The organism is Muricoccus harenae (genome assembly GCF_009848505.1).
Taxonomy (GTDB): Bacteria; Pseudomonadota; Alphaproteobacteria; order Acetobacterales; family Acetobacteraceae; genus Roseomonas; species Roseomonas harenae.
In genome coordinates, this window is record NZ_WWDL01000054.1 from 1 (window position 1) to 16732 (window position 16732).

Annotated in this window: 18 protein-coding genes; 13 read left to right on the plus strand and 5 right to left on the minus strand. The window is 68.8% G+C overall.

Going from position 1 to position 16732, the window contains the following annotated elements; translation table 11 throughout:
• Positions 1-39: 39 nt before the first annotated feature.
• Positions 40-285 carry a hypothetical protein gene (locus GSE44_RS23780; protein WP_201306224.1) on the minus strand — a complete coding sequence of 82 codons (246 nt, stop codon included), beginning with the start codon at positions 283-285 and terminating at the stop codon, positions 40-42.
• A 1142-nt stretch (positions 286-1427) separates the two neighbouring features.
• Here GSE44_RS23780 and GSE44_RS23785 point away from each other — a divergent pair.
• The 4 genes from GSE44_RS23785 to GSE44_RS23800 all read left to right on the plus strand — a co-directional run bounded on the left by GSE44_RS23785 (position 1428) and on the right by GSE44_RS23800 (position 6039).
• Positions 1428-3797: a VCBS domain-containing protein gene (locus tag GSE44_RS23785; protein ID WP_159351319.1), complete on the plus strand. Its 2370-nt coding sequence runs from the start codon at positions 1428-1430 to the stop codon at positions 3795-3797.
• Between the two features lie 232 nt (positions 3798-4029).
• Complete coding sequence (locus tag GSE44_RS23790) at positions 4030-4980, plus strand: hypothetical protein (RefSeq protein WP_235925110.1); 951 nt, start codon at positions 4030-4032, stop codon at positions 4978-4980.
• A gap of 60 nt (positions 4981-5040) precedes the next feature.
• Positions 5041-5397: a hypothetical protein gene (locus GSE44_RS23795; RefSeq protein WP_159351321.1), complete on the plus strand. Its 357-nt coding sequence runs from the start codon at positions 5041-5043 to the stop codon at positions 5395-5397.
• Between the two features lie 357 nt (positions 5398-5754).
• A complete protein-coding gene (locus tag GSE44_RS23800) occupies positions 5755-6039 on the plus strand; it encodes a hypothetical protein (RefSeq protein WP_159351322.1) in 285 nt (94 codons plus the stop codon).
• Positions 6040-6195: 156 nt separating this feature from the next.
• On the opposite strand, the gene GSE44_RS23805 is transcribed toward GSE44_RS23800, so the two are convergent.
• From GSE44_RS23805 to GSE44_RS23815, 3 genes are all read right to left on the minus strand, one after another.
• Positions 6196-7281: an Ldh family oxidoreductase gene (locus tag GSE44_RS23805; RefSeq protein WP_201306225.1), complete on the minus strand. Its 1086-nt coding sequence runs from the start codon at positions 7279-7281 to the stop codon at positions 6196-6198.
• 4 nt (positions 7282-7285) lie between these two features.
• On the minus strand, positions 7286-8287 hold the full coding sequence (locus GSE44_RS23810; RefSeq protein WP_159351323.1) for an amidohydrolase family protein: 1002 nt from the start codon (positions 8285-8287) through the stop codon (positions 7286-7288).
• 66 nt (positions 8288-8353) lie between these two features.
• Positions 8354-9157 carry a GntR family transcriptional regulator gene (locus GSE44_RS23815; RefSeq protein ID WP_159351324.1) on the minus strand — a complete coding sequence of 268 codons (804 nt, stop codon included), beginning with the start codon at positions 9155-9157 and terminating at the stop codon, positions 8354-8356.
• A gap of 111 nt (positions 9158-9268) precedes the next feature.
• Here GSE44_RS23815 and GSE44_RS23820 point away from each other — a divergent pair, with 111 nt between their 5' ends.
• From GSE44_RS23820 to GSE44_RS23830, 3 genes are all read left to right on the plus strand, one after another.
• Positions 9269-10258, plus strand: coding sequence for a Bug family tripartite tricarboxylate transporter substrate binding protein (locus GSE44_RS23820; protein WP_159351325.1), 990 nt, complete (start codon positions 9269-9271; stop codon positions 10256-10258).
• Positions 10259-10302: 44 nt separating this feature from the next.
• The gene (locus GSE44_RS23825) at positions 10303-10731 is read left to right on the plus strand and encodes a cupin domain-containing protein (protein WP_159351326.1); all 429 of its coding nucleotides are present in this window, start codon (positions 10303-10305) and stop codon (positions 10729-10731) included.
• An 82-nt stretch (positions 10732-10813) separates the two neighbouring features.
• Complete coding sequence (locus tag GSE44_RS23830; protein ID WP_159351327.1) at positions 10814-11794, plus strand: tripartite tricarboxylate transporter substrate binding protein; 981 nt, start codon at positions 10814-10816, stop codon at positions 11792-11794.
• A 45-nt stretch (positions 11795-11839) separates the two neighbouring features.
• Here GSE44_RS23830 and GSE44_RS23835 read toward each other — a convergent pair whose 3' ends face one another.
• A complete protein-coding gene (locus tag GSE44_RS23835; protein WP_159351328.1) occupies positions 11840-12628 on the minus strand; it encodes an enoyl-CoA hydratase in 789 nt (262 codons plus the stop codon).
• Between the two features lie 114 nt (positions 12629-12742).
• On the opposite strand from GSE44_RS23835, the gene GSE44_RS23840 reads away from it, so the two are divergent.
• The 6 genes from GSE44_RS23840 (at position 12743) to GSE44_RS23860 (ending at position 16612) form a co-directional block, all read left to right on the plus strand.
• Complete coding sequence (locus GSE44_RS23840) at positions 12743-13423, plus strand: methyltransferase domain-containing protein (RefSeq protein WP_159351329.1); 681 nt, start codon at positions 12743-12745, stop codon at positions 13421-13423.
• Positions 13420-14292 carry a MipA/OmpV family protein gene (locus GSE44_RS23845; protein WP_159351330.1) on the plus strand — a complete coding sequence of 291 codons (873 nt, stop codon included), beginning with the start codon at positions 13420-13422 and terminating at the stop codon, positions 14290-14292. The genes GSE44_RS23840 and GSE44_RS23845 overlap by 4 nt, the downstream gene beginning before the upstream one ends.
• 142 nt (positions 14293-14434) lie before the next feature.
• Positions 14435-14671, plus strand: a complete 237-nt coding sequence (locus GSE44_RS23850) for a CsbD family protein (RefSeq protein ID WP_159351331.1) — start codon at positions 14435-14437, stop codon at positions 14669-14671.
• Positions 14672-14753: 82 nt separating this feature from the next.
• Positions 14754-15743, plus strand: a complete 990-nt coding sequence (locus tag GSE44_RS23855) for a serine hydrolase domain-containing protein (protein WP_235925111.1) — start codon at positions 14754-14756, stop codon at positions 15741-15743.
• Positions 15713-15898: a hypothetical protein gene (locus GSE44_RS25995; RefSeq protein WP_235925112.1), complete on the plus strand. Its 186-nt coding sequence runs from the start codon at positions 15713-15715 to the stop codon at positions 15896-15898. The genes GSE44_RS23855 and GSE44_RS25995 overlap by 31 nt, the downstream gene beginning before the upstream one ends.
• 33 nt (positions 15899-15931) lie before the next feature.
• Positions 15932-16612: a glutathione S-transferase gene (locus GSE44_RS23860; protein WP_159351332.1), complete on the plus strand. Its 681-nt coding sequence runs from the start codon at positions 15932-15934 to the stop codon at positions 16610-16612.
• Positions 16613-16732: the final 120 nt, after the last annotated feature.

Sequence of the window (16732 nt, forward strand, 5' to 3'; positions counted from 1 at the left end):
GTCTCGCGCAATGACGATGCCCAGAGCTCCAGCACCGTCTCAATCGAAGCGCCCCTCATCCACGTCCCCTGAACCATGATCACCCATGGATTCAGAGATCGAGGAAAGACGCAACTGTAATGCTAGGGTCACGCCGACCAGCCACTTCAACAGCAGAAGATCCGAGCACAGGGGTCTGGTGTCCCTCTGGTAGGCCGCCACCTCCTCCGAAGCCTTGCGGGCCGCCTCCTTGTCAGCACCGGCCGCCTCAAGGGCATCGCGCAGAGCGCCAAGCTGTAGGGCCATGGAGCCCCCTTCGGGGATGATTGGATTCAGTGCGGAAGCCCGAACGGAGACCCCGAGGGCGTCAGCCAGATGAGTTTATTACGATATAAGAAGAAAAGTAAGGGAGGGATCCCGATCGGTGCCGATCGGGATCTCGCCAATTCCGCCAGTCGGGTCAGTGTCTCGCGGCCGCTTTCGAGAAGGAGCCGATTTGGCGCTACTCACACCCACAAGCCCTTATCCCTCAGTTGAGCCAGTCCACCGATTAGGTAGCCAAGGAATCCGAGACGGATTCAACTTCCTGGAAGCCGTCCACACGGCCTAGGGAAGCTGTTTTGATAAACTACTTGTAGTTGGACCTTCAAGAATCCTGTGAGCGGTTCTGGCAAGCCTTTGAACCGGCAGGGCGCGCCCCAGAAGGGCACCCTTCAAGATTCCAACCCCAAACCTGCAATAGTCCAACGGTGCCTGTGGGAATTAGCGCGCCGCCGACGTGGCGGAGACATCCCGACTCGGACCACCAGAGTCCCTACCTCGTCGGTGAGGCAAACGAGGCGCTTGAACTTACCTTGTTGTCCTTTCTTTGTTCGTGTGAGTTGGCGGCTTCGACGCGTGCGCGAGTCGGCCCCTCCAACCTCCTGTGCCCCACCGAACACCGCAGCCCAGGCGCTGGGGTCATCAGGGCCATCCTCGTGCCCGGGAGGAGATTCCCGTGTGGACGTGCGGGCCGCGATGCAGCGCGCCGCCCTGGTGGGGGTCCCGACAGGGAGTGCGCCGTCCGTGCGGTCACGGCCAGGGACGCCCGGCGTGTTGAGCACGTGGGTTCCGGGCTCGGCCGGGCAGGGCGCTGACCCGGTCGTCACCGCGTCGCTCATGGAAAAACCCAGCAAATCCAAGCTCAACCCGCGCCTCCCGCAGGCGGTCAGGCACGATAACCCTCTATTGTCGTACCCAAAGGGCAGGGATGGGGCGGTTCCCCAATTCCCCCGCGTAGCCCGACCAAAGCCTCGCGGCGCTGAGATCAAGTTTGGATTTTTTTCTCTTTTTTGGATTGATTGTATTTTGCGTTCCTGCAATGATCACGGGCCTTGGTTCGATGCCGGCTCGAAAGCGGCCCGTGCTTAGGCAACGCCGCTCGGCTCAAGCACGGGAACCGTTTATCAATGGCCGCCTTCGACAACGTTCAGAACGCCGCTCAGTGGGGTGGTTACTGGGGAACCTCCGGGCGCGATCAGCTTCTCGGCACCAACGCCGCCGAGCAGTTCGCCGCCGGCGACGGGAATGACGAGATCCTCGCTGGCGGCGGCGATGACCGCGCCTACGGCGGGAACGGCAACGACACTGTCAGCGGCGGGACAGGGAACGACTTCATCACCGGGGACGCCGGGGACGATGTGCTTGCTGGCGATGAGGGTACCGACACACTCTACGGCGGTGACGGCAATGACACGCTTCGTGGTGGCGCAGGCGATGGGGATGTGGCGAACGGTGGCTCAGGCGCTGACACCTATGTCTACGGTGTCGGCGATGGCCGCGACTTCATTGAGGGTTTGAACCGCTGGGAAGGCGACAAGGTCGACCTCCGATACTCTGCCGCCAAGCTCAACGGCATCACCAGCTTCGAGGGCCTGAAGGCGGCGGGAATGGTGGTCGGCACCCAGCAGTGGGGCGGGGACACCCTGATCAAGTTCTCGGACACCGACATTCTGACCATCCGCTGGGTCAACCCGCGAGACCTGACGAATGACATGTTCCTCTTCGCCAAGCCGCCGACCGACGTGCAGATCACCAAGAGCACGGTCAATGAGAATAGCGCAGCCGGCACTGCAGTCGGCGTGCTCTCGGCCTCGGACCCGGATGCCAAGGACACCTTCACCTACAAGATCGTCGGGGGCGGCGACGCTTTCGCGATCGCTGCCGACGGCACCACGCTGGTAACCAAGCAGAGCTTCGACTTCGAGGCGAAGCACGAACACTCCGTCACTATCCAGGTCACGGATCAGTGGGGCCTCTCCTTTCAGAAGGTGCTGACCATCGCCGTCGGCAACGTCAACGAGGCACCCACCGTTTCGGCCGCGGTGACGCTGCCGGCGGGCACCGAGGACACGGCGGTGCAGATCACCGCAGCCCAGCTGCTGGCCGGCGCCACGGACGTCGACAGCAGCTCCCTCTCGGTCACCGGCCTGGCGGTGGCCAGCGGCGGCGGCAGCCTTGTCAACAACAACGACGGAACCTGGACCTACACGCCGGCCGCCAACGCCAACGGCCCGGTGAGCTTCTCCTACAAGGTCTCCGACGGCAGCCTCACCACCGACCAAACCGCCAGCCTCAGCATCGCAGCCGTCAACGACGCGCCCGTGATCGGCACGCCGACGGTCTCGGCGGTGACCGAGGATGTGGCGGTCACTTCCGGCAAATTGATAGCCTCGGGCACGATCGGGATCAGCGACGCTGACCAGGACCAAGGCCTGTTCACGACGACGGTGGCCGCCACGGCGGGTAACCTCGGCACGCTTAGCCTGGCCGCCGATGGCAGCTACACCTACGCCGTCGCCAATGCGGCGGTGCAGTTCCTCGGGGCGGACGACACGAAGACCGAGACCTTCACGGTCGAGTCACTCGACGGCACGGCGAAGCAGGTGAGCTTCACGATCAACGGCCAGAACGATGCGGCGGTGATCGGGACGCCGACGGTCGCGGCGGTGACGGAGGACGTGGCGGTCACTTCTGGCAAACTGATGGCCTCAGGCACGATCGGGATCAGCGACACCGACCAGGGCCAGGGCTCGTTCAAGACGGCGGTCGCCGCTGCCGCGGGCACCCTGGGCACGCTGACTCTCGCGGCGAACGGGGCCTATACCTACTCCGTCGAGAACAGCGCAGTACAGTTCCTCGGGGCGGGCCAGACCAAGGTCGACACATTCACGGTCGAGAGCCTCGACGGCACGGAGAAGGACATCTCCTTCACGATCAACGGGGCGAACGAGATCAACCTCAACTTTCAGACTATCGATTTTAGTGACGCCCTTGCTTCACCTAACCCACTTATCTATTCGCCGTACAGGTACAGTCTCGAGGAAGGGTACAAAGGATTTAATTGGTATTTTCGCAGCCAGGGCTTTAACGATACTTACTCGCCCTTTGTTAGCCCTGCTGCTGGCGACCTGGAATCCTTCGGTGTGCCACTTCAAGCGGGTAACACCGCATGGAATGCGTATGGCTACAATGACTGGACAATAGAGCGTTCGAATGGGGCAGACTTCTTTCTGCAATCCGTGAAGTTCTATTATTGGGATACTTACGGTTCATCGGCATCCACAGTGACCGTCACCGGCTACAACAACAATGTTGTTCAGTTCTCCAGTGCGTACGACATCCGAAGCGATCCCGGGGTGAACCTGCCCAAATACGTCGTGGATCGGATTGATCTCACCCCGCCTTCCAATACGTGGTTCTCAGTGGACGATTTGCGGTTTGTCCTGACCTCCGACCAAGCTGCAGTCAGTGCCTCTGCCGACTGGTTCTTACAGTAGCCGGATCGGGCCAGCGGTCACGTTTCGTGACCGCTGGTGACAAGCCCGCACGAGGTGCTCCGGCTCTGATGTTAATGGCGCATCGGCAGTGAGGCGCCTGGGTTTGGTGGTCCAGATCCAACGTTAGCCTTCGACGGCTACGGAGCCCTCCGACAAGGGACTGCCGCGAGATTGGGGGTGCGAGGCCGAAGGGGTACTTTCAGGCCTATTCTCCAGTTGGGGTAGAGACAGCGTGGCCTGGATTGTGAAGCTGGTGAGCATCGGGGCCGAGGGCGACGAACACAGCACCGATGTCATGCGGATCGCCAAGCCCGACGACCTCACCGATCTGGCCAGCCTGGGCCTGACCTTGGCCGAGGGCAAACGGCTGCTGGCGGGCATCCAGCGGGAGATCGTCGCCGCGCAGGCCCGGGTCCATGCCGCGCGCCGTCCGGGGTGCCCCGGCTGCGGTGGTGTGTGCCGAGTGAAGGACTACCGCCAGCACGCGCTCGCCACGCTGTTCGGCCAGGTTGCCGTTCGGCTGCCCCGCTTCCACTGTGCGGGGTGTGCCACGACCGAGGCAGGTGTGGGATGGCCGTCGCACGTCCGCTCGACCCCGGAGCTGGACCGGCTGCGGGCTCAGTTTTCCGCCCTGATGACCTACCGGACCGCCGCCGAGATGTTGGCGCAGCTCTTCCCGGTGGACGCAGGCACTGATCCCGAGACTTTGCGCCGGCATACCTTCAAGGTCGCCGAGAGCCTGCCGATGCCGGTGACAGCCGAGCCGGCAGCTTCTGCCGAGGCCATCGTGGTGACCTTGGACTCGACCTTCGTCCGGAGCTGCGAGGAGGGCGAGCGGCACCTGGAGGTCCGGATCGGCAATGTCGAGACGACGACCGGAAGACGGCAGGTCTTCGGTGCTGTCGTCAAGACCGACACGGATCCCGCGGCGCTGATCCGCCGCAGCCTCGACGCGGTCGGGCGCACCGAGGGCACGGTGCTGACGGCGTTCACCGATGGTTGTTCCGGACTGCGACGTCTTGTTCTCGCAGCTGGCGTTGATGGGCTCCCGATCCTGGACTGGTTCCATGTTGCTATGCGGCTGCACCATCTGACGCAGATTGCCGGAGCCCTGTCGTCTGACGGTCCGGAGCGTGCGGCCGCGAAGGCGGTAATCGTCGAGGAGGTCGAGCGCCTGCGCTAGCGGTTGTGGAACGGCAGGGCCAGGGATGCCGGGATCAGCATCGATCGCATCCACGCGGTCATGCACCACTTCCGGGGCGAACCCGGCGGCCGCAGGTCCATCGCGCCCGCGCGCAAGCCCTGGACCGCACTGCGGGCACTGGACGGCTACCTCGTCGGGCAGAGCGACTGGCTCGTCAACTACGGCGAGCGGCACCGGGCCGGGTTGCGGGTCGGCACGGCGCTGACCGAGGGCACGGCCAACTTCCTGGTGAACCGCCGCATGAACAAATCGCAGCAGATGCGCTGGTCACGCCGCGGCGCCGATCGGCTGCTCCAGGTTCGCTGCGCCGTCTACAACGGCACGCTCGGCACTGGCTTCGGGCAGCGCTTCTCGGTTGCCAACGACTGTCACCCGCAAGCGGCTATCGCCGCCTGACCCCCAGTCTTGCGGCAGTCCCCTTTCACAGTCGCTAAGCCTTTGGAAAGGCTGGCGTCCCCAAGGGGATTCGAACCCCTGTTACCGCCGTGAGAGGGCCGTTGTATGCGGACACCCATCATGCGGCGAAAGAGTGCACAGGCTCCTGGACCTCCGCCGGGGGCCGAACGCGGCCCCCGGACCCCGCGTTCCGTTAGGCGCCGCAGGCCGCTTCCCTGGGCCTCCTCCCCAGGGCCCTGGGCTGCCCCGCCAGTCGTCCGAAGCCACCACATCAGGCGTACCAACAGACGGCGGGGTCCAGGGGCAAAGCCCCCGACGCCCCCTTTCCATCGTTGCGAATCCGTCCACACTCCGCCGATGCGCCGACTCCTCCCCCTGCTCCTCCTCCCCTGGTTCATCGCCCCCGCGATGGCGCAGGCCCCGGCCAATTCCTGGCGCGTGGTGAACCGCACCGGCCAGGAAGCCACGCGCCTCGTCGCCCTCGAGCCGGGCACCACCCCCGCCCGTACGCGCAACCGCCTGCGGGAGCCCGTCGCGGATGGCGCGGAGAAGCGCTTCCGCCGCAAGGCCGGCACCCCCTTGCCGCTTCGACCTGCGCATGCGCCTCACGGACGGGCAGGAAGCCGTGCTTCCCGGTCATGACATCTGCGCCCAGCCCAGGGCGGTGTTCGAGCGAGCCTCGGTGCAGGCCGCCGCGCGGGCCGCCCCACCTGGGCACGCACCGCGCCAACCGGCGCGGTAAGCCAACCCGTCACCTGCTGGACGCGCGGCGTCCCGGAATCGGCGTACCCACGCGCCTCACCGCTCTCCCAGCGGCGTGACGCCTGCCTCCCCCGCCAACCGGTCGAGCTGCGCCATCAGCGGCGCGGACAGGGCGACACCATGCGCCGCGCGCTCCCGCCGGCGCACCGCGCGCAACTCGCCCGGCGTGCGGATGCGCCCCACGCCCGGCAGCTTCGCCGAGTTCCGCAGGTCATCCAGGTGCCGCGCCACCTCTGTCTGAAAGGCCGCCGGATCCAGGAAGCGCGCGATGTCGACGGCGATCAGCACATGCCCCGTTTCCGTGACCGTGCGGTCATCGGCGTTGAAATCCACCACGTCGCGCCCGAAGGCCGCGCGGTTGAGCGGCCCCGCCAGCAGCCCGAGCATCATGGCAAGCCCGCTTCCCTTGTAGCTGCCCACCGGCAGCAGGATGCCCTCATGGCTGCGCTTCGGATCGGTCAGCGGCTCGCCGGTGCGCGCATCGATCATCCAACCCTCCGGCATCGGCTTGCCGAGCAGTGCATGCCCCTTCACCGTGCCGTAGGAAACGACGGTGGTGGCCATGTCGAGCACGACCGGATCGGTATTCCCCATGGGAATCGCGATGGCCAGCGGATTGGTGCCCAGCAGCGATTCCGTCCCGCCCCAGGGCGCCATGTGGTTGGCGCTGGCAACCACCGTGTAGATCCCGATCATCCCAGCCGCGAGCGGCAGGCAGGCATGCACCGCGCCCGATCCCGCATGGTTGGAACGCCGCGCACCCACCCAGGCGATGCCACTCTCCCGCGCGATCTCGATCGCCGTCTCGCCCGCCCTGGACATCACCAGATGGCCGAGCCCGTTGTCGCCCTCCACCATCGCGACCGCGGGCGCCAGGCGTCGCACCTCGATGTCCGGCCGCGGATTGGCGCCGCCCGCGCGAAGCCGCCGCACATATTGCGGCAGGCGGAAGATGCCATGCGCATCGGCGCCGGTCAGGTCGGCCTCCACCATCAGCTCGGCGGCGCGCCTGGCATCCGCCGGGCGCAGCCCCTGCGCCGCCAGCACATCGGCGGCGAAGCCGATCATCGTCTCCGCGCGATGCCGCGGCAGGTTGGTCGCGGCCGCTTCCTCCAAGGCCATGGCCTCAGCCCTCGCCGGGGGCGGCGAAGAGCCGCCGCGCATTGCCGGACAGGATCGCATCCCGCGCGCCGGCATCGGCGATCGCCTCCTCCACCTCCTCCACGCCGCGCGTGGTGCCCATGTCGAAGGGATAGTCGGTGCCGAACACCACGCGCTCCGCCCCCACCTCCTCCAGCAGGAAGCGCAGCGCGCCGGGCGCATGGGTGATGCTGTCATACAGCAGCCGGTCCAGGCTTTCGGCCGGATCACCCTTCAGCCGCGCCTTCGGCTCCGGCCGCACCCGCCAGCCATGCCAGAAGCGCCCTGCCTGGTACGGCACGAAGCCGCCTGCATGGGACAGGCAGAAGCGGATCCCCGGATGACGCTCGATCACCCCGCCGAAGACGAGGGACGCCGCCGCGATCGTCGTCTCCAGCGGATTCCCGATCAGGTTGGTCAGGTAGTAGCTCCGCATCCGCTCCGCCGCGACGACCTTGTGCGGATGCACCAGCACGAACAGCCCGTGCCGGTCCGCCACCTCCCACACCGCATCCAGCGCCGGCTCGTCCAGGTTCCGCCCACCGATGTTGGAGCCGAGATGCAGCCCACGCAGCCCATGCTTCGTCACCGCGCGCTCCAGCGTCACGGCGGCGCGCGCAGGATCCTGCATCGCGGCCGTCGCCAGCCCGATGAAGCGGCTGGGATGCCGCCGGCACAGTGCGCCGATCGCCTCGTTCTGGATTTCGGAGACGGTATCCGCCGCCCCCGCATCCGCCTCGTAAAGGAAGGTGTGGGGGATGTTGCACACCACATGCACATCCACCCGCTGCGCCGCCATGTCGGCAAAGCGCCGCTCCAGGTCCCATGCGGCGCGCGGAAAGGGGTTCTGCCGGACGTCCAGGATCTCGAGGATCCCCGCCTCATCATCCAGCCGCATCAGCTTCGGCGCCAGTGACGGCACCGCGCGGGCGATGCTCCCGATCATGTCCTCCGTCAGGACATGGGTGTGCGCGTCGATGACGGCCATGGCGTTCTCCCGGCGCGGTCGAACGCCGCGTCCCAGAACGTCATAAGACAACCTGGGTCAGCAGGGTCAAGGGCCAGCACCGGCTGCCCGTACGGCGCGCACCTCCCCGCGCCGGAGGGTGCGGGTGAAGGAGAAGCTGTCCGCGCGGTAATAGGTGCGGGCGCATTCGATCGCCTGCCCCACCGTGTCATAGGCAACGCGCTCCGTCAGCACGAGCGGCTCATGTGCGGCGGTGCCCAGCAGCCCGGCCCGGAAGGCATCCGCCCGGATCACCTCCATCCGCTCCTGCGCCTCCCGCGCCACCAACCCGAAGACCTGCTCCAGCACGAGATGCAGCGGCCCCTCCAGCTCGGCCCCAAGCAGGTCCGGCGCCAGCGCCGCCGGCACGAAGCATGTGCGGATGGCCGCCGGCGCCCCGTCCCGGTCCAGCACGCGCCGCAGCTTGTGCACGGGCGAATCGGCTGGAATCCCCAGGCGGGACGCCACCCAGCTCGGCGCCGGCACCGTCTCGGCCGCATGCAACCGGATCGCGCCGGGCGGCACGTCATCGAAGGCGCTGGCCAGGAAATGCCCGGGATTGGACAGCGGCGCATCCCGCCGCGCCAGGCGCACGAAAGTGCCGCGCCCCTGCTGCCGGTGCAGCAGTCCTTCATCCACCAGCGAGGTGACGGCCTGCCGCACCGTGATGCGCGAAAGCCCGTAATGGGCGCAAAGCTCCGCCTCGGTCGCGATCCGGTCGCCCGGCCCCAGGTCGAAGGTGACGAGGTCCCGCAGCGCATGCTTCAGCTGCAGCCAGAGCGGAATGGCCGGGCCGCCCCGCAGCGGGCGCAGGATGAGCGGGCCATCCGCCGCCCTCGCCTCGTTTCCCATTCGCCCAATCCCCGCCGATGTCCCGGCTTGACACTCCGGCCCGATGGATATGTCCTGTATCGTTATAAGGCAAGCGGCGCGCGGGCTCACCGCGGCCCGGGAGGATGCGCGATGCGCCGGCGGCTTTTCGCCTTCACCATGGGCGCCCTGTTCGCCTGCTCCATGGCCGCCGCCATGCCCGGTGGCGCGCTGGCGCAGCCCGCCTACCCCGACAGACCCATCCGCGTGATCATGCCGCTCGCGGCCGGCAGCGCGGTGGATGTCGTCGTCCGCATCGTCTCCGACCGCATGGGCGAAACCCTCGGCCAGCGCCTGCTGATCGAGAACCAGACGGGCGCCTCCGGCATGGTCGGGATGCGCGCCGGAGCACGCGCCACGCCGGATGGCTACACGCTGCTCGCCGTCAACGACGCCGTGCTGACGATGCTGCCGAACCTGAACGCCCAGGTCGGCTACGACCCGCTGCGCGACTTCGCGCCCATCGGCCAGATCGTGCGCATCCGTTGGGCCCTCGTCGCGCATCCCTCCGCCCCGGCGCGCGATGTCGCCGGGCTGATCGCCGCGGCCCGCGCCCGCCCGGGGCAGATCGACTATGCTTCCGGCGGCGCCGGCAGCCCGCAGCACATCGCCATGGAGACGTTCCTCCAGAAGGCGGGCGTGCGGATGAACCACATCTCCTATCGCGGCGCGACGCCCGCCCTCACCGCCGTCACCGCCGGCGAGGTCCCCTTCGGCTTCTTCGGCTTGCCGACGCCGAACACCTTCATCCGCGACAGCCAGCTCCGCCTCCTCGGTACAGCCGGCCCTGCGCGCATCGATTCCTTTCCGGATTCCCCCACCATCGCCGAGGCCGGCCTGCCCGGCTTCAGCTTCTTCACCTGGGGCGCCTTCCTCGCCCCCGCCGGCACCCCGCCCGCCATCGTCGCCCGGCTGAACGGCGCGCTGCGCGAGGCGCTTGCGCGGCCCGCGGTGAAGGACCGTCTGGAACAGCTCGGCTACGAGGTCGTCGCCAACACGCCCGAGGCCTTCACCGCGGAACTGGCGAAGGACCATGCGGCCATGGCCGAGATCATCCGCACCGCCGGCATCCGCATGGAATAGCCGCCGCACCGCCGCCTCCCGCGTCAACGAAAAGGCAGAGCATCATGGCCACCCCCGCCGTCCTCCGTCCCGCGGAACGCCCCATGGCGGATCGTGGCGGCGGCGCCCGCACCATCCCGCTCGTCACGCCGGGCATCGGCTCTACGCAGCTGCTCAACGGCATCACAATCTTCGATCCCGGCGCCGCCATCGGCCAGCATTTCCATGACTGCGAGGAAAGCGTCATGGTCCTCGAAGGCGATGCCGTCGCCGTGCTCGACGGCGTGGAGCACCGGCTCGGTACCGGCCACACCACCTGGATTCCCTCCGGCGTCCCGCATTTCTTCCGCAACGCCAGCGCGGATGCGCCCATGCGGATCTTCTGGACCTACGCCTCCGTCACCGCGACCCGGACCCTTGTCGCGACGGGCGAGACGCGCCCCGTCGCCGCCGAGCACGCGCCGGACAAGATCATGCCCCCGCCGGGCCGCTGACTGACCGCCGAAGGGCGCGCAACCGGCCGCAGAGCCGGCGCGCCCCGGTGTTTCCTGGCCGGTGCCTCCTGGGAGAACATCCATGCCGCTCGCCACACGCCGCCTCGTCCTGGCCGCCGCCGCACTCGCCGCCGCCGCGCGCCCTGCCGCCGCACAGGCCTGGCCTTCGCGGCCGGTCCGGCTGGTCGTGCCGCTCGTGCCCGGCGGCACCACGGACCTGATTGCGCGCGTGATCGCCGATCCGCTCTCCCGGCTGCTCGGCCAGAACGTCGTCGTCGAGAACCGCCCCGGCGCGAATGGCTGGATCGCCAATGACTACGTGATGCGCGAAAGGCCGGACGGGCACACGTTGATCGTCAACAACGTGTCCACCCATGGCATCAACTCCGCCATGGCGGGGCCGGAACGCGCGCTGGTGCCGTCGCGCGGGCTGCTTCCCATCACCAACCTGATCGAGGCGCCGCAGCTCTTTCTCTCCCCGGCGGGTCTTCCGGTGGGGTCACTCGCGGATTTCGTCACCCACGCACGGGCCGCAAGCGCCCCGCTCGTCTACGCCTCAGCCGGCGTCGGCTCCTACCAGCATATCGACCTGGAAACCTTCGCCAGGCGCGCCGGGATCACGCTGACCCACCTGCCGCTGCGCGGCGCCGGCGAGATGGTGCCGGTCATGCTGCGCGGCGATGCGCAGATCACCGAATTCAACCTCGCCGCCGCCTTGCCGCATATCCAGGCGGGCCGGCTGCGCCCGCTCGCCGTGGTTTCGCGCCGGCGCATGCCGCAGCTTCCAGAAATCCCCACCACGGTCGAGGCCGGCTTCCCCGATCTGGTCACCACATTGTGGAACGGCCTCTTTGCCCCGGCCGGAACGCCGCCCCCCGTCATCGCCACGCTGCACGCCCATGTCACCGGCATCCTGCGCGACCCCGAGGTGCTCGCGAATCTCGAACGCCAGGCGGTGCGCGCGACCCCGAGCGAAAGCCCGGCCGCCTTCGCCGCCTATGTCGCCGAGGATGTGGCGCGCTGGACGGCGCTGACGCGGGAATTCAACATCACGCTCAACTGAACCGGGAACTGAACCGGGGAGGCGTCTCGCCTCCCCGGAGCGGGGCTACTGCCCCGTCCAGACCGGCTTGCGCCGCTCAAGGAAGGCCGCAACCCCTTCCTTGAAATCCGCGCTGGTGAAGGTCAGCCCCACCATGTCGTCGGCATTCACCCCCTTCAACGCATGCTCGCGCAGCCGCTTCAGCGTGGTCTTCGCGGCGCGCAGCGTCAGCGGCGCATGCCCCGCGACAGTCCGCGCCAGCTCCTCCGCCCGCGCCAGCAGCGCCGCCTGGTCGGGCAGCACCTCGGTCACCAGCCCCAGCGACTTCGCCTCCTCCGCCTCCACGAGCCGCGCGGTGAAGATCAGCTCCAGCAACCGCCCGGGTCCGAGCAGCGCCGAGAAGCGCGCATAATTCGCAAGCGAGAGCGTGTTCCCCAGCGTCCGCGCGATCGGCACGCCGAAGCGCAGGCTGGCCGATCCGATGCGGATGTCGCACACCCCCGCCACCCCCGCGCCGCCGCCCGTGCAGGCGCCGTTCATCGCGGCGATCACCGGCTTCGGGCAGTCCTCGATGGCGGAGAGCACGCGCCCGATCCGCTCCTCGTAGTCCAGCGCGTGCTGCGCCGTGGTGAAGGTGGTGAACTGCTTGATGTCGGTGCCCGCGGCGAAGGCCTTCTCGCCGGCCCCCGTGATGATCCAGGCCTTGATCGCGGGATCCGCCCCGATCTCCGCCGCCTTGGCCGCAAGCCCTTCGTACATGGCGAAGGTAAAGGCGTTCATCGCCTTCGGGCGGTTGAGGGTGGTGAGAAGAATCCCGCCCTCCTTCACCTCATGGATCAGCTCTTCCTCGGACATGGCTGCGGCTCTCCTCCTGAAACGGGGCGAAGGGTGCCCGCGCATGGAATGCGGGGGAAGGGGTCGCGCCTGCATTGCGTTGCCGGATCGGCCAGAGCCGGGCATTCTGCCGCCATGCCGGACGGCCTCACACACTCCCCGCCCGACCTCGTGTCGCTCATCCCCGAAGTGGCGCGCCGCTATGCCGGCGCCTCCCGCTTCACCCGCGGCTTCGTGCCATCGAAGCTCCGCCGCGATCCCGCCACCGCCGCCATCCTCGGCCATGCCCTGCGCGTCGGCGGGCTCGGCCATGTGGTGGACCTCGGCTGCGGCCGCGGCCAGCTCGGCCTCGCCCTGCTCCTCTCCGGCGGGGCCTCCCGCGTCACCGGCCTGGACCTCGATGCCACCAAGGTGGCCGAAGCCAATGCCGCCGCCCTCGGACTCCCCGCCCGCTTCACCCCGGCCGATCTTTCGCGCGTACCGGTGCCGGAGGCCGACACCGCCCTGATGGCCGATGTGCTCTACCAGCTGCCGGACGGCGCCCAGCTCCCCGTGCTGGACGGCATGGCCCGCGCCGCGCGCCGCCGCATCGTGATGCGCCTCTTCGATCCCGGCCGCGGCTGGCGCAGCGCCGTCGGCATGGCCATGGAGCATGCCCGCCGCGCGGTGGAGCGGGACGGCGCCGCCGTGCAGCCCCGCCCGGTGGAGGAGATCGTCGCCCGCTTCGAATCCGCCGGCTTCCGCTGCAGTGTCGCCCCCTGCTGGGCCGGCACCCCGCTGCCTAATGTCCTGCTCCTCGCGGAACGCGCCGGATGAAGCGCCTCGCCCTCGCCGCGCTGCTGCTCGCCGCGCCGGCGGCGGCACAGGAGACCGCCCCGAACGCACCCCGGGAAGCGGGAGAGGTGCGGCTCCCGGTCTTCGAGGCGGGCGTCGCCGGTGGCGGCGGCTGGCTGCCCGACTACCCGGCCGCGGACCAGAACCACCTGCGCGGCATCGCCCTGCCCTATGTCATCTATCGTGGCGAGGTGCTGCGCGCCGACGACCAGGGCGTGCGCGGCCGCGTGCTGCGCGGGGAGCGGCTGGGCCTGGACCTCTCCTTCTCCGGCGCCTTCCCCTCCTCCTCGGACGACAACCGCGCCCGCCGTGGCATGCCGGACCTCGACTGGCAGGGCGAGGTCGGTCCGGCCCTGCGCCTCACCCTCTGGCGCGATCCCCTGCACCCGCGCCGCGTGAACCTGGAACTTCCCGTCCGCGCGGTCTTCTCCAGCGATCTCACCTCGGTCCACTACCGCGGCGTCGTCTTCTCGCCGGAACTCGCCTATGAGGACCGGAACATCGGCTTCCCCGGCGCGAGGCTGCGCATCGGCGCCGGCCCGATCATCGCGACCTCCCGCCTGCACCGCTACTTCTACGAGGTGGCGCCCGAATTCGCCCTGCCCGACCGGCCGGCCTATCGCGCGAAAGGCGGCTATCTCGGAACAAGAGTGCAATTCTCCTACCGCGTGCCGCTCACCCGGCAGATCTCCTTCGTCGGCGGCGGCCGCGTCGAGAATTTCGGCGGTGCCGCCAATGCCGACAGCCCGCTGCACCGGCAAAACTGGAACTGGACGGTGGCGCTGGGATTCGCCTGGTCCTTCTACAGTTCCGAAACCACCGTGGCCTCCTCCGCGGACCCCTTCGACTGACACGGCTCCGGAGGCTCAGCCGCCGGATCGTCACAGCGATGGCATCCGGTTTTGGAGCACCCCCTCAACCCACGCGCCCTCGCCACGTTTCCTCCCCCGCGGGCTGCCGCACGGCGCCGCGGCCCACCACGAGGAGAGAGACATGGACAGCGACCGGATCATCGGCGCCGGCAAGAAGACGGCGGGTGAGGTGCAGGAGGGTGTCGGCAGCCTGATCGGCGACAACCGCACCCAGGCCCGTGGCCAGGCGAACCAGGCCAAGGGCGAGGTGCAGAACCAGATCGGCCAGCTCGAGGATTATATCCGCGACCAGCCCCTGACCGCCGCCGCCATCGCGGTCGGCTTCGGCTGGCTGCTGGGTCGCCTCCGCATCATCTGATTTCCCGGGTCCGATTTCCCCGGACCGCCGTGGAAGCCTGGGAAGAAGGCCGCGAGGCCTTCTTCCGGCCGGCCCAATGCCGATGGCGCGCCAGCCCCAATGGCTTCGGCGCGCCTCGCATCATCATGCGCGTGAGGATGGCTCCCGCCGCCCGCCGCGCCATATCCGGACGCGGATGATCATCCCGCGCCGCCCCCTCCTTGGCCTTGCCCTGGCCGGCCTCGCCCGTCCTGCCCGCGCCTCGCCGCTGGACGAAGCCCTGCGGGACGCCGCCACCCTCCCCCGGCTGCACAGCGTCCTCGTGTCGCGCGAAGGCGCCATCCTCGCGGAGCACCGCTTCCGCGGCCCGCCGCTGGAAGCGCCGCAGAACATCAAGTCGGCCTCCAAGACGATCCTTTCCGCCCTGGTCGGCTGCGCCATCGCCCGTGGCGTGCTGCGCGGGGTGGACCAGCCCGTCCTTCCCCTCCTGGGCCTGCGCCTGCCAGGCCTGCGTCCATCCGACCTCGACCCACGGGTGGAGGCCATCACCATCGGCCACCTCCTCACCATGCGCGCCGGGCTGGAACGCACCAGCGGCGCGAATTACGGCGGCTGGGCCGCCGCGCGCGATCCTGTCGCCTATGCCCTCACCCGCCCCTTCGTGGACGAGCCCGGCGGCGCCATGCAGTACTCCACCGGCTCCACGCACATCCTCGGCGCCGCACTTAGCCGCGCGGCGGGCCGCCCGCTGCTGGAGCTGGCGCGGGACTGGCTCGGCAGGCCCCTCGGCATCACCATCCCGCCCTGGCCGCGCGATCCGCAGGGCCGCTACTACGGCGGCAACGACATGCGCCTCGCCCCGCGCGCCCTGCTCCGAATCGGCGAGGCCTTCCGCCTCGGCGGCCTCTGGAACAGCCACCGCGTCATCCCCGCGAACTGGATCGCCGAAAGCTGGACCCCCCGCACCCGCTCCTCCTGGAGCGGCCAGCTCTACGGCTATGGCTGGTGGATCGGCGCCGCACGCGGCCTGCCCGTCTTCTTCGCCTGGGCTATGGCGGCCAGATGCTCTATGTCGTGCCGGAGATGGCGCTGAGCGTCGTCATGCTCTCGGACCCCGCCGCGCCGCGCGACCCCGTCCACATGGCCTCGCTGCACGCCCTGCTCGCCGATGGCATCCTGCCCGCCCTCGGTGCCGGCAACGGCAACGGCGCCGAACCCCTGGCCGTGCCGGAACCGGGCGCGGGATAGTGCCGCCACCCCTAGCCGGAAACGGGAGCCCGCATGATCACGGTCCACCACCTGAACAACTCCCGCTCCCAGCGGGTGCTCTGGCTACTGGAGGAGCTGGAGCTCCCCTACGAGATCAAGAAATACCAGCGGGACCCGGCCACCATGCTGGCCCCGCCCGAGCTGCGCGCCATCCACCCCCTCGGCAAGGCCCCCATCCTCACCGAGGAGGAGGTGACCATCGCCGAGACCGGCGCCATCATCGACTATCTCCTCGCCCGCTACGGCCGCGGCCGCCTGGCCCCGCCGCCCGCCAGCAACGACTGGTGGCGCTTCCGCCACTGGATGCACCATGCCGAGGGCTCGGCCATGCCGCCCCTGGTCATGACGCTTGTCCTGGGCAACATCCCGTCCAAGGTGCCCGCCCTGATCCGCCCGGTGGCCCGCAAGATCACCGAGGGCGCCCAGAAAAGCTTCGTCGCCCCCAATCTCGAACGCCTCAAGGCCTATTGGAACGAGGCCCTGTCCGACACCGGCTGGTTCGCCGGCCCGGACATCACCGCCGCCGACATCATGATGAGCTTCCCCCTGGAAGCCGCCACCTCCCGCTCCCCCTTCGGCCCCACCCAGCCGAATCCGGGCGCCTTCCTGGCCCGCATCCACGCCCGCCCCGCCTATCGCCGCGCCCTCGAACGCGGCGGGCCCTATGCCTATGCCCGGGATGCCACGGCCTAGCATTACAGTTGCGTCTTTCCTCGATCTCTGAATCCATGGGTGATCATGGTTCAGGGGACGTGGATGAGGGGCGCTTCGATTGAGACGGTGCTGGAGCTCTGGGCATCGTCATTGCGCGAG

Coding starts and splice junctions, on each gene's coding strand:
- GSE44_RS23800 (WP_159351322.1), top strand. CDS start 5,755: ATGCGCCGACTCCTCCCCCTGCTCCTCCTCCCCTGGTTCATCGCCCCC.
- GSE44_RS23820 (WP_159351325.1), top strand. CDS start 9,269: ATGCGCCGGCGGCTTTTCGCCTTCACCATGGGCGCCCTGTTCGCCTGC.
- GSE44_RS23845 (WP_159351330.1), top strand. CDS start 13,420: ATGAAGCGCCTCGCCCTCGCCGCGCTGCTGCTCGCCGCGCCGGCGGCG.
- GSE44_RS23810 (WP_159351323.1), bottom strand. CDS start 8,287: ATGGCCGTCATCGACGCGCACACCCATGTCCTGACGGAGGACATGATC.
- GSE44_RS23830 (WP_159351327.1), top strand. CDS start 10,814: ATGCCGCTCGCCACACGCCGCCTCGTCCTGGCCGCCGCCGCACTCGCC.
- GSE44_RS23860 (WP_159351332.1), top strand. CDS start 15,932: ATGATCACGGTCCACCACCTGAACAACTCCCGCTCCCAGCGGGTGCTC.
- GSE44_RS23785 (WP_159351319.1), top strand. CDS start 1,428: ATGGCCGCCTTCGACAACGTTCAGAACGCCGCTCAGTGGGGTGGTTAC.
- GSE44_RS23780 (WP_201306224.1), bottom strand. CDS start 285: ATGGCCCTACAGCTTGGCGCTCTGCGCGATGCCCTTGAGGCGGCCGGT.
- GSE44_RS23855 (WP_235925111.1), top strand. CDS start 14,754: ATGGCGCGCCAGCCCCAATGGCTTCGGCGCGCCTCGCATCATCATGCG.
- GSE44_RS25995 (WP_235925112.1), top strand. CDS start 15,713: ATGCTCTATGTCGTGCCGGAGATGGCGCTGAGCGTCGTCATGCTCTCG.
- GSE44_RS23850 (WP_159351331.1), top strand. CDS start 14,435: ATGGACAGCGACCGGATCATCGGCGCCGGCAAGAAGACGGCGGGTGAG.
- GSE44_RS23795 (WP_159351321.1), top strand. CDS start 5,041: ATGCACCACTTCCGGGGCGAACCCGGCGGCCGCAGGTCCATCGCGCCC.
- GSE44_RS23805 (WP_201306225.1), bottom strand. CDS start 7,281: ATGGCCTTGGAGGAAGCGGCCGCGACCAACCTGCCGCGGCATCGCGCG.
- GSE44_RS23825 (WP_159351326.1), top strand. CDS start 10,303: ATGGCCACCCCCGCCGTCCTCCGTCCCGCGGAACGCCCCATGGCGGAT.
- GSE44_RS23815 (WP_159351324.1), bottom strand. CDS start 9,157: ATGGGAAACGAGGCGAGGGCGGCGGATGGCCCGCTCATCCTGCGCCCG.
- GSE44_RS23840 (WP_159351329.1), top strand. CDS start 12,743: ATGCCGGACGGCCTCACACACTCCCCGCCCGACCTCGTGTCGCTCATC.
- GSE44_RS23835 (WP_159351328.1), bottom strand. CDS start 12,628: ATGTCCGAGGAAGAGCTGATCCATGAGGTGAAGGAGGGCGGGATTCTT.